Raw genomic sequence first — 17,437 nt, 5'->3', positions numbered from 1 at the left:
GTGGCCCTGCTCCGCAAACACATCTCGCCTGAAAGTTTCGAAATGGTGTGTGCGCACCGAAGCCCTGACCACCAGCATGAGTCCGACACGAACGTCTTCGGTGCTTCAGGAGCTATCGGGAAGGCGAGCCGGGGACACATTCACACTTTCCCGTATTGACGCGGCTGTTGTCTGGGCAGAAGATTTTTGGACCTTGGTAAGAGAAAAATGAGTGGGGTGGCTGGTATTCGTCGTGCTGAGTACGAAAATTTCTGCGAAGGCCCAGTGCTGCACTATCCAGTGGTGCTGAGAGGGGTCACGATTGGCTATGTGTGGTGCTCTGCAGACCTCGAGGCTCACGCTGCGGGATACGTCGTGGTCATATCGGCTCTGGAGACCGGGTCGCGTATCGACGCTGCGGTCTACTGGGAGGAAAGGCTTGTGTCCTCCTGCCGCGAGGGGCTCGCCCCGGTGGAAGCGTTGGAGCGCTGGAAGAGATATTCCGAGCACCCTGAAGCTGGCGGTATACCCGAAGCGGCTCGAATTGAAAGAGCCCCTGACATCGACGCGCTGCTGCGGCTGGCCAACCCCGATCACGAGGACCCACTGATTCCAGAAGAGAGAGGCGGGGAGCCTCAGGACACGATGTCCCTTGCCGCTGGAGGCAGCTGGGACGACTTTGCACCCGTCACGGTCGGCAAGACCTACAGGTCTTACACAGACCAGCCGGTCCGCTATATTCCTGTGCGCCTGGGGGAACATCTCATCGGCTACCTGTGGGCATCAGTGACCGACGACGCGGCAGACTTCCAACCTTTGCTCCCTCCGGAAGTTGTTCATAACCGTGCTCATCGCTGGTGGGTGGGCGAGTTCATGCGCCTTCAGGAGAGCGGTGTTTCCCCGCTTCGGGCCTTGCGCTCACGGATCGGTGCTCCCGAGGACCTCAGGGGAGGGCGTATCGACGCCGATGCCCAGGAGCGTGTTGCCGCAAGCCTGGACGAGCTCAAAGAGATCGCCCAGCGCTGACCACCACCTGTCGCGAGTCACCCTGTCGCTGGTGTTCCGGTGGAGCCGGGCCTGCGCTCCCCGCCTGTCGGCCATACCGTTGTGGCCCTGCTCCACGACATTTGAACTCTTATCGGTAGCTATGTGCTCGGTTTTTCATACATCGGATCACGGAAAAGGTGGATGGCCCTCTCCTTTGGGGAGAGATGCGAGGGCACGAGCCCGGAGGACTGGAAACGCCTGACCTGGCTCACCCGCCACTTGCGCGGGAGCCTGCAACGGCCCTGACCCCGTCCCTTCCGCCCGAGACGGTGCACACCCGTCCCAGCCGTGTCAGGCCGCAACCGGAACGGGTGTGGACAAGGACGTCGATGCTTCCGCCAGGCGATGTCCGCACGTGGGGCAGGGGACGGCCGAGATCCTGCTTCCGGAGGCGTCGAGCCGGGTGACGGTCCGGTAGCGGGGGGAGGACCGGTCCGAGCAGCACCGGGGGTCGTCGCACTTGGGCACGGAGAACAGGTCGTCGACACCGACCGGCAGACCCGGGAGCGGGCCCGCCCCGGGCGCCGCTCGGGAGGTGCTCCCGGCGTCTACCGGCCCGCCGGGCTCGGTACGGCAGGGCCGCCCGCATACCCGGCACGCCCCGCCGGGGACGTTGCGCACGGTCGGATGGACGGGACAGGTCCGTGCCGCCGTGCCCTGGGAGTCGAGGACGAACCGGGGCCGCTGCGCGGGTGTTTCCTCCCCGTGCCCGGCGGCCCGGCCGAGCGGCACCCCGCCGAAGCCGTGCCCCGGGCCGGGGCGGGCAGCGGCGCGGGCGTTCCAGGCGCGCACGCTCTCCGGCGAGGCCAGGCGCACCGTCAGCGCGGCGAACGGCCGGACGGTGTCCTCCCACCCCCGTACCGCGCGTTCGAGGTCGGCGCGGGGCACACCCGCCCTGGCGAGGGTGTCCAGACGGCCGGCGAGGGCGGCCCGGTCCCGGTCGGGTGCGTACAGGGCGGCGTCGGGAACCAGGGCAAGCACCCCCAGGGCCCACATCGACGGGCCGCTGCCCGGCGGCGCGGCCGCAGGCCGGGTCGTCGAGTGCTCGGCGGTCGCACCTTCATGGCTGTGGGGGAGAGGGCCGCTCCGCTCCGGTGCCGCACCGTGCGCGGGCGCGCGTCCTGTGGTTTCCCGCTTCCGGACGGACGGTGTTTCTTCGTCATCAGTACTTCGTGTAGACGCCTGATGGACCGGCGACCGGCCAGCCGACGCCTGGTGTCCCGCACCTCGGTCGGCAACGGGGTGTTCGGGCACCTCGCCCGGGAACCGGGGAACGTCGTGGACGTGCAGCTCGGTGGTGACGGTGCCGTCGTCCTTGCGGACCCGGACAGCGGCGAGGTATCCGACGGCTTTCAACTCGGCGAACACCGCGCGCATCGCGTCGCGGCCCTCGCCCCTGCCACCGCGCTCATGCCTGGCGATGCGGGAGAGGGAGTCGGCGGTGGCCCACCGGCCGTCGGGACGGGAGAGGAGCTCGGCCAGGACCCCGCGGGCCCGGTAGGACAGCCGCGGGTCGCGCAGGAGCGTGTTGGGGAGTGCTGTGAAGTGCCGGTCGTGCCGGGTGCGGTGAACCCTCAACGGGCACCTCCCCGGGGCGTGCCCACCGTGCGTCCGAAGACGCGGGGGTCGGCGGCGATCCGATTTCGGGTACGCAGCGCGATGAAGCTAGGATCCATGCCTAGCCGCCTTCCTGGGTCTAGCAGGTTGGTCGGTCAGAGCCCGTCGTGGTGTTCCAGCACCCGGCGGGCTCGCCTGTATGCGAGTGTTGCCCCAGTGTAACCGTCACGAGCGTGCGCCAGGGCGCGAAAGCCCTCGCCCGGCAGACCCGAGGAGACCGGGCAACGGACCTGCGCCGGGGAGCGTCCGGGAGCTCTCCGGCCGACGACCGGGTCCGCGGGCAACCCCTCCATTTCCGTTTCGTTCCGAGTTTGCTGCAACGCTTCAGGAACCGTGACGACCTCTTGGTCTTCTACCGGCACCATGACCAGCCGAGGCGGCACGCCTTCCGCCATTTATTTCGCTTCGCCTGGTCAGCACGGCAAGCGCTGATGCCAGCATCCCCATAGCCACTCCCAAGAAGGAGCCAAGAGAGTTGGCCAGCAGGTCGGCAGTGTCTGCAGTGCGCCCCCACGCCACAGACCATTGGACCACCTCAATGGAAAGAGAAACTGCAGGGCCAGTGGCCATTCGGGCGGCATGGGAAGAGAAAGAAAAATAAGCCAGAACCCCCAGGGGTACGAACAAGAGGAAATTCAATGACTTTTCCTCGAGGATCATGCCTTGGGATTGCACAGGCTCGCTGGACACCTCTATGGCCTCAGATATTTCCGTGAGAATGTGCTGGCCCTGGCTTTGCGGAACAACGTCCCCTTCGGGGTTCGACACGATCACGCCCGACTCAATGTTCCCGTGGGCAAAGAAATCATACGGGGACATTTTTTGGATTTCCGACCTCTCCTCTGCAGGTAGCTCGTCCGGGCTGTAGTACACGGTGTTCCCGTCTGAGAGCTGCTGTCCGAAGCTCTCCTCGATGGCCCCCTCGGAGTTGTGGTCGTGTATGAAATGAAGGGGATTCCAATGGATCAACCTACCGGAGCCAGGTTGCTCTCCCCCGAGGGGTAGGATCGACAGGAGAAAAACATAGGAGAAGGCGGCAAGCGCCAGGGCTGCTCGCGCAGACCTCGAAAAGCTCGCTCCTCTTTTCTTTATGGCGACAGCAAGCACCCACGACAGCAGAAAAAAGAAAACAAGAGCGACAGTAAGGCTGGTCGGGGTCACGTAGAAAAGAACTCTCCACATTTGTTTGATTCTCTTCCTTGCTCTCAAGGCGGGTAAGACATGTCGTTGCCGGTGTCCTTGATGCGCGTGCCGAAGCACTGCAAGGGTGGCAGAGTCCCGGAGTTCTGGTGCTTCGTCGGGGAACTCGCGAACGCCATGCCTGTACGAGTCGCGAAGACGTGACCGGGTTCTGACATGCGAAAAAGGGCACGGGTCTGAAGGGTCATGGAATTGTCGAGGCGCCACTATCTGTAAGCAGGGCCCGGAGTTCTCGTGCTTCAGATCCATACGGGCTGGTCCCGGGTGGTGCCGCGGAGCTCGAGGGCTTTGTCCGGACTGGTGTGGGCTCTGCCCGCTGATGCGAGGTTCTTCCACCCCGCAGCGGTCAAGGCTTGGCGGACGTGTCGGTCAGGCACCCCAGCACGACCGGGGCGGCTCCGGTGCGGGTGCGGCGTGCGTCCTTTTGAAGGCCACGTCCCGCACATGATGCACGTGGTTCTCCACGGTCCAGCGCTTGCGGGCGTGCGCGGTCAATTCCGCAGGTGAGACCTGGCGGGCGTCCAGGTCGGTGACGGCGAGGACCACCTCACGGCTGTCCTTGACGATGCCGTGCCGGCGGCGGTGGCGCTCGATGCGCACCACCTGCCATGCCTCGGGGAAGGCCAGGGCGTTCACCGCGTTGATCTGGGGAGAGCGGCGTTCCCTGGTGCGAACGGACAGCGGTGCGTCGTATGTCCGCCGAACAGCCCGGAGGCCACGGCCGGCACGGGCGCGGCCTTGACGAACCCCCCTCCTACGGTCGGTTTCCGGCCGTTTTTTGACCACGGGAGGGGGTCTCGCTGGGCCCGGGAGCTCATCGGTGTGTCAGCACCGGTCGTCATCTGCTTCCGTGCTGCTCCTCTGCACAGGGGGCCCAAGCCGACAGGGCCGGTGCGGGACCGCCTCCCACCGCTGCCGGGGTTCTCAGGAGAGTGGCCAGTTGCGCAGGGCGGCGTCGGCCATCTCCTGGAGCTCGTCGCGACCGACACCACTCGCGGCCTGCACGGCGATGCCGAACACCAGGGTGGCGACGTAGCGGGCCAGCAGGGCCGGGTCGGCCTGGGGAGGCAGATCACCCTCGTCGACGGCCCGCTGGAACCGTTCCCGGACGCGTGAGCAGCCGTTGTTGCGCCAGGCAGCGAGAAGGTCGCGGACCTCACGCCCGGAGTCGCCGGTGGTCAGCGCGCTCTGGACGCCCATGCACCCGTGGGGGTGGGCGGGGCGGGTGGTGGTGCGGACGGCGCCGGTCAGAATCGCGGTGGCGACTGCGAGGGCGGTCGGCTCCTCCAGTGCCTGGGACAGGTAGGCGCCCGGGCCTTCGGTGTAGCGTTCCAGGGCCTTGCGGAACAGCTCCTCTTTGTTGCCGAAGGCCGCGTACATGCTGGTGGCGGAGATCCCCATCGCGCCGGTCAGGTCGGCCAGGCTGGCGCCCTCGTAACCGCGCTCCCAGAAGACCAGCATGGCCCGCTCCAGGGCCTCGTCGGTGTCGAATCCTCGGGGCCGACCCGTACGGCCGTTCTGCCTGGTCCTCATACCGGCACTCTACCTCTTCTGTACCAATCCATACAGAAGTGCTACTGTTCTATTTCTGTAGCGATCGCTACAGAAAACAACAGGAGTTGTCGACATGGGCCTGCTCGAAGGCAAGACCGCACTGATCACCGGCGGAAGCAGCGGGATCGGCCTGGCCAGTGCCGTACGGCTGGCTGCCGAAGGCGCACACGTGTTCATCACCGGCCGACGCAGGACCGAACTCGAAGCAGCCGCCAAAGAGATCGGTCCGGCGGCCACCCCGGTGATCGGCGATGTCTCGAACCCGGACGACCTGGACCGCGTCTACGAGACGGTCCGCAACCGAGGACACGGCCTGGACGTACTGTTCGCGAACGCCTCCATCGCCGAGTTCGCACGACTTGAGCAGACCACCGAGGAGCACTTCGACGCCCTCTTCGGCATCAACGTCCGAGGTACGCTGTTCACCGTCCAGAAAGCGCTGCCGCTTCTCAACGACGGCGCCTCGGTGATTCTGAACGGCTCCACCAACGCCGACTCCGGTGTGGAGGCGTTCGGTGCCTACGCCGCGGCCAAGGCCGCCACCCGCTCGTTCTCCCGTACTTGGGCCAACGAACTCAAGGGACGCGGCATCCGGGTCAACACCGTCACCCCCGGCCCGACCGACACCCCCGGCCTGTCGGGGCTCGCTCCCGACGCGGAACAGGCCGCCGGCTTCAGGCAGCAGCTGGCCGCGCAGGTGCCGCTGGGCCGACTCGGACAACCCGAGGAGATCGCGGCCGCCGTGGCCTTCCTCGCTTCCGAACAGAGCAGCTTCATCACCGGTTCGAGCTTGTACGTCGACGGCGGCATGAACCAGATCTGAGTTTCACGGCCGTCCGTCCGGCGAGGACGGCGGCACCCGACCGACCGGGCTCGCTCAGGCGGGCGGGCCCGGCTGCTCTGTGACGCCGGCGCCGACGCCTCCACCACGAACGACGGCACCGGCCGCCTCACCGCCACCGAACCCGAACATCCACCGAGCGACCGGGCGGCGCGAGCCGGGAACCCCGGCCCCGGACGGGGAGGGCTCAGCCCTTCCCCGCCAACAGCCCGTCGATCTGGCCCACCGCCGGGTGCCGCACGCCGTGCAGCCGCACCAGGTCGCCGCGCAGCTCCCGCAGGGTCGCCTCGGCCTCCTCCCGGCGGCCCGCGCCCAGCTCCAGCATTCCGATCTGGTGCCGCAGCTCCAGCGTCCGCGCGTCCTCGGGCCCAAAGGCCGCCATCTCGTCCGCTCCAGGGCCGTTTCATTCCGATCTGGTCGCGCAACAGAGTCCTATGGAAGCCGAAGATGCGGGGTCCTGCCCTTCTTGGGTTCTAGTGGTGGTTGCAACACTCCAGACGAAGGGGCGCGATGCACTTCGAGCATCGCAAGGACCGAGCACCACAGGGCCGCAAGAAAATCGCCGCTTGACGAGCGGCATACCTGCGGCCCATGAAGCAGGGCTACAGCAACGCCGAAGCCTGCTGGATCTCGGTGTCGACGACCGCACCGTCGGGGAACGGTCCAGGGGCCAGTGGGCCGGTCGAAGACGTGGTCGAGCCGCTCGTCGTCCAGGTGGACGTCGGAGTCCTTCAGCCGGTGCCCTTCAGCTCGCGCAGCCGGCGCCCGAGGTTCTGTGCCAGGGCGGTGATCGCCTCCCTGTCGTCGGGGTCCACACCGGATACCGCGTCGCGCACCGCCAGTATCCGCCTGTTCCAGGCCTGCTGCTGATCGGGATCCCCGGTCGCGGCGCGGGACAGAGCGATGTAGCGGGCCTGGAGGGCGTTGGCGGTGTCTTTGAGGGAGTCGTAGGCGATCGTCGTCTCGTGCGTGGTCCGGTAAGGGTCGGTCACACCTACTCCTGGATTGTCGTGGGATCGTCGATGTCGGGGTGCAGGTCGGCGCAGGGACGGGCCGACGGCCTTACCAGCGGCACCAGGCCGGCGCGGGCGCGTTCCACGGGGCCAGCGGTGGATACGGGGGTGATCCTGGCGAGGGGGTCAGGAGAAGTCGGCAAGGAACTTCTCCAACTCAGGGGAAGCGTCGGTGCGGTGCCGGAACGGGCCGTCTTCGCGCGGGGGATAGAACTCCAGCGTGTTGCCCAGCACCCACAGTGCGGCGGTGGCTGCCGGTGGGTCGACGCGCAATCCGTGGTGGTAGATCTCTGACCGGCCTCCGCGCTCCAGCGCAGCGCAGACCCCCCATCCCTCCTCCTCGTCCCAGGACACGACGTAGTGCGTCTCTCCGTCGGTCAGGCGAGGGCAGTCCTCCGGCTCCAGGTCCAGCTGGGCCCACCTCAGCCCGCTGGTGGTGCCGATGCTGGTTTTGGTGACGCGTACGTCGTCTTCGGCCAGGTGGGCGATGACGGCGCGTATGTATCCGGTGTGGTCGGCACGCTCGTTCACGTCTTCTCCTCGATCGTCTTCGTGACCGCGATCGGCTTCCGGGTCCAGCTCCTGCCGGTGCTCGGCCCCTTTGGGCCCACCTCGCACCGCGGTTCCACCGGGCGAACCCGCTGGGAGACCGGTACCGCGGCCGTGCAGAAGACAGTGTGGACCACGGTCGCCACGACAGCGGTGCGCACGGACCCCTCCCGGGCACCGATCGCCTCCCGCCATCCGGGAAACGCGAACACCGTGAAGAACGGGGGCAGCCCCGGCAAGAGAGCCGTCTCGCCGGGGCTGCCCCCGTTCGTCACCCTGCCGGGCTGGCGCCGTCTCTTCTCCTCACCCGGCGTCAGACTCCACGAGCAGCAGCTCCAGAGCCTGCAGCGCGTCCCTGCGCCGAAGCCGGTCGTGCACGTTCTGGTTGCGGTAGTTGCGCAGGCACCCATAGCAGGAGGTCTCCACACCGCAGTCGCAGTCGTTCACACGCGCGTGTGCGGCCCGCAGCACCTCCGGGAACCCCTGCGCGATCCGCACGGCACCCCCGGCCCCGCCGGGGACGGTGTCGAACAGCACCAGGCTCTTCTGCCCGCGCTCGCTGTGGAACACCGTGCCATCGATGTCGTCGCGGCTGATCTCCAGCGCGGCCGAGGCCCCCTCCAGCAGCGCGTACAGCAGCGACTGGCGCACCTCGTCGTCCACCGAACCCAGGTTCAGCGGCCCTCCGAAGGCCACCGACAGCAGGTCCGTCTCGTACTGGTGGCCCAGGGAGCGCTTCTCCGGCCGCCCCTGGCACGGCTGCTGCGTGAGGGGCCTGTTGTGCGACGCAGGAGCCCGGTTGGAGGAGACCGAGGCACCCCATCCGCACCACCGGCACAGGTAGAACCCGCCGCCGTGCCGGCCCTCGGAGACCACGATCAGCTGCCCCCGGCTGCCGGCCTGGCAGTGGGCCAGACCGCCCCGCGCCGTCGGCCACGTGTACTCCTCCGGCTCCGCGGCCAGGTTCCGCACCTGGGTGAACCCGCGCCACACCCGTTCCGGGGGAGTGGTCCCCGCCGTATGCGTCTTGCTGTCCGCGACGAACCCGAACTCGGGAATGCTGTACATCCCCGGAGCTCTGTTCGGCGCGTTCCCGCACGCGGTACACGCCGGCTCCAGCTTCTCGGTCGAGTCCTCGTAGTGACCGCAGGTCTCGCACAGCCGGTAGTGGTACTCCACGAGCTCCTTGCCCGGCATCCGGTACACCCCCGCCGACGTCCACCGCTTGCCGCCGGCGACCACCTGGGCACCGGGCGCGTACTCGTGAATCGCCGTGGACAGGTCCCGCGCCAGCTCCAGCTCCGCCCCCACCGGGTCGCCCGTGTGGCTGGTGCGCAACTCGACGGTGTCCACCGGGAAGCCGTACTTGGGCAGCACGTTGCGTGTGGCCAGGAAACCCAGCAGGCCGCGCGTGCGGATGGTCTTGATGGTCTTGGCGAACTGCTGGGCCTGCCCGTACCGCTGCTTGTCCGCGGCCTCCTGGCGGCGCTTGTCGAGGTGGTCGATGTCGTTGACGACCTCCTTGCGGATGTCCTCGAGCATGTCGGTGAGCACGGCCACCCACGACCCGTCCTTCACCCCCAGCTCCTCGGACACCTCTCCGGGAAGGATCCGCAGCAGCGCGCCGGTGATCTCCTCGGGGACCGGGTCCAGGAACTCGGCGACCCGGTGCACCGGGGCGTTGCCCCCCTTGGGGTGGAAGAAGTCACCCACCTTGGACCAGGTCTCACCGCTGCCCAGGGCCCAGTGCCGGAAGAACGCGGCCAGGGCCACCGAGTGCGCGTGCCTGCGGTCGATCCTCTCGTTGGTCAGCGGGACATAGGGGGTGGGCATCGTCCCGCTGATCATCTGTTCCGGCTCCTGGTAGCGGAACATGTCGTGCGAGCGGCGCTGCGCGTGGGTGACCACCAGAGCGGCGGAGGCGGCCCGGCGCCCCGCACGCCCGGCCCGCTGCACGTAGTTGGCGGTGGTGGGCGGCATGTTGCGCATCAGCACCGTCTGGAGCTCGCCCACGTCCACGCCCAGCTCGAAGGTGGTGGAGCACGACAGCGCGTTGACCGAACCCGCGACGAACTTCTGCTGCACTTCCGCGGCCTTCTCGGAGGACCACTGGGCGGTGTGCTCCTCGGCGCGCAGCGGAACGGGCGACAGCTCCTGGTAGAGGGCCCGGTAGTGGTCGCCCTCCCGGTCGAGCTCCCCGGCCGCGACAGGGGCCAGCGTGCCGTCGCAGTTGACGGTCGTGCACACGCCGCGCACCGACACCGAGTGCAGGCGCCGACAGGAGCCGCACCGGAACAGCGTCTCCTCCGGGCCGACGAGGAAAATCCTCAAGTACTCGTGGTCCACCTGGCGGACACGTCCCAGCGTGCGGTCGTCCCGGTAGGCCAGCCAGCCGTTGTCGATGCCGTGCAGAAACTCCCACACCTTCTGCAGCACGAGGCGCGGCTCCACCTGGGCACCGATCCGGGCGAGGAGTCGCTCCATGTAGTTGAGGCGGCCGTTGGTCCGCCCGGTCGGCGACCAGCTGAGTACCTTGCGCTTGGCATCGGAGCCGACCTCGCGCATGGCGATCGGACCGCGCCTGGGCGCGAAGTCCTCGTGGTCGGCCGGCACGTCGTCGGGCATGGTGAGCACCCCCTGCTGGCGGGCGCTGCGCATCAGCTCCCCGAACAGGTTCCACGCCTCGTCCTCGGACAGGCCGAGCATGTCGGTGAACGCCCGGGGCACCTCCACGCCGTGCGGCCGCATCAGCTCGACCCGGATCAGCCCCCGCCCTTCCAGGCTCTGGCGGTCGCGGCTGGAGACCAGCTCGCTCATCACCCACGGTCCGACCTCGGTGAGCTTCTCCAGGTTCGAGGTGCGGTCCTTGAAGTACTCGGCCCGGGTGGCGGCCTTCACCGTGTCGTTGATGACGTCCTTCACCGCCAGGCCGCCCTCGATCTCGCCGCGCTTCTGCATCCCCTGCACGATGAGCCGGCGCTGGAACAGGCCCTTGTAGGTGTTGCCGAGGTAGGGGGCGAAGAACGCCGCCGTCTGGCGGCTGTCGCTGAACATCAGCAGCTTGCGCCCGCCCCCCGGTTGGTCCGCAGTTCGTGGATCGGGGTCCTCGGGAAGCGACTGGTACAGCGAGGTGGCCACCACCGCCACGGCCGCCTCGCTGCCGCTCTGGAACCGCAGGAGCGTGTCCCTGCCCAGTGCCCCGCAGTTCAGGCAGCGCTCGGTGACGGTGCCGCGGGAGCTGATCCGCTGCACCTCACGCAGGGAACGCCCCGGGCACCCCTGGATGCACGCGTCGTGGGGACTGTCGGAGAGGGTGCCGCACGCCGTGCACAGGTACTCGCTGTGCAGCGTCACCTTGGCCGCTTCCCCGCTCAGAGTCTCCTCGTCGTCGTCCACGACGTCCACGGCCGGCCCCAGCCGGAGCCACACCAGCTTCTCGTGCGGGGACTGCTGGGGGAGGAACCGCTTGGGGCCGTTCCCCTCCTGCCGAACCGAGCCCACCAGGTAGACGTCCCCGCAGCGGCGGCACGAGCCCAGCTCGAACGCCGGAGACCCGCACCCCTCACAGGTCTCGTGTCTGGCCAGGGACACGTGCGGCTGCTCGTCGTCCAGGCACGCGAATGCCCCGTCGGTGGCCCGGGTGAACAAGTGGTAGCGCGCCGACAGCAGGGGGCTGCCGCCGACGTCGCGGACACGGCTGCCCAGGGCCACCAGCTCGGCCAGGACACGGATCTGCTCGACGGGTTCGAGCGGTTCGGGCTCGTCGGCGAACACCTCGGCGGCCAGGTCCGCGAGCGTGCGCGGCCCCTGCGCCAGGGCCTCGCGCATCGCACGCATGCGCGCCTCCCCGGCCAGCAGCACCGCCGGATCGTCCGGCACCACACCGTGGAAGGCGGCCACCCCGCGCAGGGCCGACCCCGGATCCTCCGACCCGGTCAGCTCCCCGTAGGCGGACACGGGAAGCGGGCCCCAGGAGGGAATGTCCCGTGGCAGCCGGCGTGTGGCGGTCACCAGGTCTTGGCGATCGGGGTCGTCGCCGTCCCACTCGAAGGGCGCGTCGAACAGTTTCGAGGCGAACTCGGTGACCTTGGCGGGGTCGTCGCCGACGGTGGCGCTGGTGGCGATGCACTGCAGCTCCCGGCCGCGGGCGACCCGGTCGCGCAGGCGCCGCAGCAGCATGGCGATCTCGGCCGCCTTGGCACCGTCGTAGACGTGTGCCTCGTCCAGGGCGATGAACCTCCAGTGCCCGGAGTGCTCGCCCTCGAACAGGTCCAGGTCGGCGGGGCGCAGCAGCAGGTACTCGAGCATCGCGTAGTTGGTCAGCAGCAGGTGCGGTGGGTTCTCGCGCATCTGCTCCCGGCTGATCAGCTCGTTGGGCAGCGGCTCGGTACCGTGCATCTTGCGGAACTGCTCCAGGGCATCGCGCTCGGTGTTCCTGGTCTCTCCCGTGTAGCGGCCGAAGGTGATGTGGGGGCTGGCAGCCAGCAGTTCCTCGCGCAACCGCTTGAGCTGGTCGTTGGCCAGCGCGTTCATCGGGTAGAGCAGGACCGCCCGCACTCCGGGCCCCAGGGTGCCCTGCTCGCGTTCCTCCTCCAGGGCGTTGAGGATCGGCACCAGGAAGCTCTCGGTCTTTCCCGAACCCGTACCGGTGGCCACGACGAGGTTGCGTCCGGCCCGGGCCTTGCGGATCGCCGCTTCCTGGTGGGCGTACAGAGGGCGGTCGAGGCTGATGCGGGGCCCGCCGGGGGCGGCGAACCCGGGGGAGAGCACCCCTTCTTCGACGAGTTGCCCGGGAGTGGCCCCGGTGGCGTAGGGCGGAGTGGCCTCCAGCAGCGGTCCCTTGCTCAGCAGGGGACTGGTGTCGATCTGCTCCCGCAGCGCCTCGGCCAGCGCCGGATCGCGCAGCGGCATGAGCGAGCGCAGGTAGCGCCGGTAGGTGGTGCTGATCAGATCGCTGACCCCGAGCGGGTCGATCGCGTTGACTGGAGTGGTCATGCTTCCTGCTTTCTAGTGCAGCTGTGCCCGCTCGAGGCCGGTCAACGTGAGTTCGGCCAGCACGATGTCGACGGCGGCCAGCTCCGGCAGCGCCCGGGCGAGATCGGACCACAGCGTCCGGTACCTGGTGCCCAGGTAGGTGCTGTCCGTCGGCGGCTCCGGACGGGCCTTCATACGGGCGTTGACCGCCAGGGCCAGGGAGAGCGCCGGGAGCTTGCGGGCGGGCTCGGGGCAGAGCCTGCTGCGGTGGGCCAGCAGCTGGGTGAGGACCTTGGCCGAGCGTGTGTCCTGGCGGGCACACATGCCGTGGACCCTGCGGAACACGTCCGCGCCCTGCTCGGCCAGTGCTCCGATCAGGGAGGTGTCGAGGCGGGCGGCGCGCTCCACCGCGAGCTGTTCTGCGGCCGGGTCGAGAAAGCCGATCCGGGACCCCGGTGAGCAGCGCAGCGCATCGGCCAGTTCCCGCTTGGTCGGGGTCGCACCGGTGCGTTCGCCGGGTGCTTGCGGTGCGAGCGGCCTGGGCAGGCCGCTGAGCAGGGGCTCGGCGGCGCTCCCGCACCGCCTCATCACCGCTTCGGGAACCGTGCTGCCCGAAGCGTCCGGAGGCGTCATCCTGATCGCGTTCCGTGACAGCAGGACCGCCGCCACAGGGTTGCGCTCCCACAGGGCGGTCAGCTCGCCCTCGCCGGGATGCGCTTCGGGCAGGGTGCTCGCCGCTCCGCACAGGATGAGGGCCCACACCGCCGAGACCGGGGAGGAAGCCGCAGCGGTGTAGTCGGACAGGGCGCTTCCCGGGGATCGGGCGATCTCCTTCAACAGGACGGAGAAACGCTCGCGCACATCACGGGGCACGGCGGTCCCCATGTTGGTCAGAGCCGTCCACACACGGGCCGTGTTGGCTTCGCTCAGAAGGGTGCCCGGGCCGACAGGGGTCTTCCTTCCGCTCAGGTAGGTGCACAGGAGGTCCTCCTCCCGGTCCCGGCTGTTGGGACGCCCTGGCATGTCGCATTCCAGGACGGTGCCGTCCGCGGGTCCGGGCCAGGCGGGGAAGTCGGGGGAGACGGCCCAGGGGTCGTCGACACGGAGCAGGACGCGCACGGGCCCGCCGATGCTGAAGTGCTCCTCGGTGGAGATCTGTCCGTCCTGTACGCGGAACACGGTGGGGCTGCGCCAGGGGGCGTGTTCCTGGTACAGAGCCGCGATGAGCTGCTCGCCGGCCTGGGCGCAGTGCAGCTGGATGCGGTCGTCCTCCCCGAAGACCGCTTCGGTCGCCAGCGGTGCGGGACGTACCCGCACCACCTGGCAGGTCCTGTCGTCGAGCTGCAGTTCGACGGTCACCTCGTGGTGGGCCTGTGCCGCCTCGTTGAACCTGGCCAGAGGAAAGGCGAGGGTGTCTCCTCGATAGCCGCGCGGCTGCTCCCGCTGGAGGATGTCACCGTCTGGGGAGACCAGTCGCAACGAGGCGTTGCCCAACTCGGTGCCCTGATCCGAGCGTCGAACGAGGAGGTCGCCGCACTCGCGCAGCTGCTCCGGGGTGAGGTCGAGAGTCCTGCTGGACCAGAGGAGCCTCTCGGAGAGCGCCACCTCCAGACGGGGAACTTCGATGGTGAAGGAGAGTTCTCCCTGGGAGCTGTGGATGTGGACGGGATGCCCCGACGTATGAGGGGAGTAGTCGAACGAGCCGCGCGCGCTGGTGAATTTGCTGGGCCAGGTAAGGCGCGAACGGCACGGCTCCGGCCCCGATGTGTCGAAGAGCCGCAGGCGCGGCCTGTGGGAGACGTTCACGCCCTCGGCCAGACTGAAGTGCCACTCGTGGGCCTTCTCCCCACGGCGCTGTGCCCGCAGGGTGAAGGAACCGAGCTGGGGGCCGGGGAGGGGCGCCATCGGGTCGACCTTACAGCCCTCGAAGAGCACGTGTTCGGTCAGAGGAGATGTGCCCTCAGAGCCCCTGGAGAAGACCTGGATCTTCCAAGGGGCGCCGACGCACGAGGGCAGGGACACCGAGGGGCGGCCCACGTACACCGGTTGGCCCCACGGGTCGGTCACCCCCGGCGGAGGAACGGGGAACACCACCTCGGGTGGCGGGGCAGAGGCCCGAGCCACCCGGTGCACCGGTCCGGGGCCGGAGCGGAACCAGCTTCCTGGAGGCAGGTCCACCCAGGAGGCCTGCCAGTGGTCCCAGCTGTCGGTGAGGTCCTCCCTCTGAAGGAGGGTTGCCCCGGCCGAGAGCACGAGCGAGTCCCGGGGGTGCAGCAGCCACAGTGTCTGGGGAAGGACGTCGTGGTTCAGGGGGACCGCCCTGCCTTGCCGGGTGAAGACGAGCAGTTCGTCGCCCTCGGCGTGGAGCGGCATGCTCGTCGATTCGGGGCTTTCGGGTCCCACGAGGTGTATCTGCCGAACGAAACGGGCGAGGACGACCGTGTTCGGGGAGCTGTTCTTCGAGGACGGCCGCAGCCAACTGGCGCTGTCAGGGGACGCGGACCACCCCGGGGGAAGGATGAGCTGGACCTCCTTCTTCCCTGACACGAAGTGGAGGTGGGGCTCCGAGGTCTGCGCCGTCGGCTGGTGGTCGCGGTTCTGGTGGCGGACCAGCGCCTGCAGGGCAGGGCGCTGGAAGCGCTCGGCCAGTCCCGCGTCCGACCACGCTCCCGCGTCCGAGGGGTTGGCGGTCAGGCGGTCGAGCAGGAGGACGCAGCGCTCCAGGACGTCCATTGCTTGCTCCCGGCTCTCTCGCAGGAAGGTGCGCGCGGGCGAGTCCAGGGAGTCCAGGCGTGACCTGGCCCCGTCGACCCAGTCAAGGAAACTGTCTGTGGATGCGGTGGGGAACTGGTGGCGCCAGGTCAGGAGCAGGTCGAACAAGTCGTCGAGGCAGTAGGTGGGTACTCCGGCGTGCAGGAGCACCGAGGTCACGTACTTCTTCGTGCCCCGGGCAGTACCGCCGTCAGAGGCCTGCTGGAGTCCGATGACTCTCAGCGAACGGAGGAACTCGTCGCCCCAGGCCTCCTGCGTTCTGCGGTGCGCCGGGGGCAGACCGAGGAATGCCCACAGGTCGTCCCAGAAGGCGCCCTCACGGTAGTTCTCCGTGGCGGCCCCTGCGGTGACCATGACGGTGCAGGCGGGCCAGCGGTCGAAGCGGGGAACGTCGCTGATGCCGAGGTAAGGGGAGAGAACGCGACCGAGCGCACGGGCGACCCTGGCGAGGTCCTCGGCGGAGGCGTCCACCTCGAAAGCCCGCTGAACCCGTTCCAGTGCGGGTCGCCAGTGCCCCTCCCACTCCCTGAGCAGTTCGTACTCCTCGGCCAGAGGGTGGGCTTTGGCCGAGACCATACATGACTGGGGGAAGGGCACAACCGTTCTCCGGGGGAGGAGGGGAGCGGGATTCCGCCTGACAGCGCCACCAACATATGGTTATGCTGAAAACGTTGTCAACGCATAGGCAGAACTACTTTCTGTGCGCGGATGGTGGCGCGTGTCATGGAGGCGGTGACCGAGGAGGGCGGGCAGTCGCAACACCGGCTGTGCCGCTCCGTGCCTCCCGGGCGCCACCTGGATCCGGTCAGCGCGCGGCCGCGCCGTGGCTACCGACGACGCACAACCGGCGCAGTGACGAGCGAACCGACCTCTCCGAACCGGGAAGGACCCATGGCAGACCCCCGCACCCTTGCCCGCCGTCTCGAGCGGAACTCCCGCTGCCGCACGTGCAAGCGCTACCTGGCCAACGGCCTGCGCTGCACCAACCCCACCGACCACGCCGACGGATGGTGCCGCGCCGACGGCTGCCCCGGCTACACCACTCCCGCTCCCGACCCGGCCCGCTTCGGTTCGAGCAGGCCCCACTACTCCACGCCGGTGAACCCGGAGCCCTGTCCTCTGGACTCCTACGACATCACGACCCTGGGTGTCACGCGGAATGCTGTCGATGCCTTCCTGAAAGCACACGAAGGCTTCACCCGCGCTCAGGCCGAGTCCAGCATCAAGACGATGATCGAGGACTTCGCAGCCATGAGGCGCTGGTCCCGGAGCGCGGAGGGATGGCTGAGCCTGGCGCACATGGGCTACTACGCCACTGTCGCACCGGATCTGGTCGATGTGGTGGCCTACGGCACCAGCCACGCCGAACGCACCTGGGGCCAGGTCAAGGCCGGTGTGCCCTCGCGTGGAAAAGCAGAGCGCCGAAAGCGTTACCTGCGGCGGAAAGTGGAGCGTCGGCGGGCAGTTCTGACCGCTGCGGGAGCCACGATCACCACAGAAGCGGAAGCGGAGGGGTGGTTCTCCGTCATCACCGGCCCCGATGGCCGGTCCGTGCGCTTCGAGCAGGTGTCGCTGAGAAGTCTGTCCGCCGCCAAGTGGCGCAAGATGCTCCGGCAGGCCAACGCCGAGCTGGACCTGGGGATCCCCCTTCCTGAGGCTCCGCTCTCCGAGAACACTGCCGAAGACGACGAGTGACCGCATCCCTGTCTGTGGTCTGCGACCTCGGGGCGAGGGCCCGGAACGTCCCGAGAGCGGTCAGGAACGACTCAGTTCCGGATGACGCGCTCGGACTCGGTTCCGGCAGCTCTCGCATCCGCCTCCGAGGTATGCGCCGGAGCGAGCCGGGGATACGGCCCGCTGTCATCTTCCGCCCGTCTCGGTGCTGTCCATG

Annotated in this window: 12 protein-coding genes; 3 read left to right on the top strand and 9 right to left on the bottom strand. The window is 68.6% G+C overall.

The window, feature by feature from the left end:
- The first annotated feature begins 216 nt into the window (after positions 1 to 216).
- Positions 217 to 1,005: a hypothetical protein gene (locus FHS13_RS07230; protein WP_184289534.1), complete on the top strand. Its 789-nt coding sequence runs from the start codon at positions 217 to 219 to the stop codon at positions 1,003 to 1,005.
- 312 nt (positions 1,006 to 1,317) lie between these two features.
- On the opposite strand, the gene FHS13_RS07225 is transcribed toward FHS13_RS07230, so the two are convergent.
- The 4 genes from FHS13_RS07225 to FHS13_RS07210 form a co-directional block, all read right to left on the bottom strand.
- Positions 1,318 to 2,604 (bottom strand): hypothetical protein, encoded by a 1,287-nt coding sequence (locus FHS13_RS07225; RefSeq protein WP_184289531.1) that lies wholly within the window; start codon positions 2,602 to 2,604, stop codon positions 1,318 to 1,320.
- A gap of 363 nt (positions 2,605 to 2,967) precedes the next feature.
- The gene (locus tag FHS13_RS07220) at positions 2,968 to 3,825 is read right to left on the bottom strand and encodes a VanZ family protein (protein ID WP_184289528.1); all 858 of its coding nucleotides are present in this window, start codon (positions 3,823 to 3,825) and stop codon (positions 2,968 to 2,970) included.
- 387 nt (positions 3,826 to 4,212) lie between these two features.
- A complete protein-coding gene (locus FHS13_RS07215) occupies positions 4,213 to 4,479 on the bottom strand; it encodes a transposase (protein WP_184289525.1) in 267 nt (88 codons plus the stop codon).
- Positions 4,480 to 4,767: 288 nt separating this feature from the next.
- Entirely contained in the window at positions 4,768 to 5,376 is a 609-nt protein-coding gene (locus FHS13_RS07210; protein ID WP_184289522.1) for a TetR/AcrR family transcriptional regulator, read from the bottom strand.
- A 94-nt stretch (positions 5,377 to 5,470) separates the two neighbouring features.
- Here FHS13_RS07210 and FHS13_RS07205 point away from each other — a divergent pair, with 94 nt between their 5' ends.
- Complete coding sequence (locus tag FHS13_RS07205; RefSeq protein ID WP_184289519.1) at positions 5,471 to 6,220, top strand: SDR family NAD(P)-dependent oxidoreductase; 750 nt, start codon at positions 5,471 to 5,473, stop codon at positions 6,218 to 6,220.
- Positions 6,221 to 6,425: 205 nt separating this feature from the next.
- Here FHS13_RS07205 and FHS13_RS07200 read toward each other — a convergent pair whose 3' ends face one another.
- From FHS13_RS07200 to FHS13_RS07175, 5 genes are all read right to left on the bottom strand, one after another.
- Complete coding sequence (locus FHS13_RS07200) at positions 6,426 to 6,620, bottom strand: hypothetical protein (protein ID WP_184289516.1); 195 nt, start codon at positions 6,618 to 6,620, stop codon at positions 6,426 to 6,428.
- Between the two features lie 349 nt (positions 6,621 to 6,969).
- Complete coding sequence (locus tag FHS13_RS07195; RefSeq protein WP_184289513.1) at positions 6,970 to 7,230, bottom strand: hypothetical protein; 261 nt, start codon at positions 7,228 to 7,230, stop codon at positions 6,970 to 6,972.
- A 147-nt stretch (positions 7,231 to 7,377) separates the two neighbouring features.
- Positions 7,378 to 7,782, bottom strand: a complete 405-nt coding sequence (locus tag FHS13_RS07185) for a hypothetical protein (RefSeq protein ID WP_184289509.1) — start codon at positions 7,780 to 7,782, stop codon at positions 7,378 to 7,380.
- A 321-nt stretch (positions 7,783 to 8,103) separates the two neighbouring features.
- Positions 8,104 to 12,795 (bottom strand): DEAD/DEAH box helicase, encoded by a 4,692-nt coding sequence (locus FHS13_RS07180; RefSeq protein WP_184289505.1) that lies wholly within the window; start codon positions 12,793 to 12,795, stop codon positions 8,104 to 8,106.
- 12 nt (positions 12,796 to 12,807) lie between these two features.
- The gene (locus FHS13_RS07175) at positions 12,808 to 16,122 is read right to left on the bottom strand and encodes a hypothetical protein (RefSeq protein ID WP_184289502.1); all 3,315 of its coding nucleotides are present in this window, start codon (positions 16,120 to 16,122) and stop codon (positions 12,808 to 12,810) included.
- Between the two features lie 315 nt (positions 16,123 to 16,437).
- Here FHS13_RS07175 and FHS13_RS07170 point away from each other — a divergent pair, with 315 nt between their 5' ends.
- Positions 16,438 to 17,241: a hypothetical protein gene (locus FHS13_RS07170; protein WP_184289499.1), complete on the top strand. Its 804-nt coding sequence runs from the start codon at positions 16,438 to 16,440 to the stop codon at positions 17,239 to 17,241.
- Positions 17,242 to 17,437: the final 196 nt, after the last annotated feature.

It is taken from the genome of Nocardiopsis algeriensis, assembly GCF_014203695.1.
GTDB classification, from domain to species: Bacteria; Actinomycetota; Actinomycetes; order Streptosporangiales; family Streptosporangiaceae; genus Nocardiopsis; species Nocardiopsis algeriensis.
Note: the sequence above shows the minus strand (reverse complement) of the source record. Positions and strands in the feature narration are given on the sequence as shown.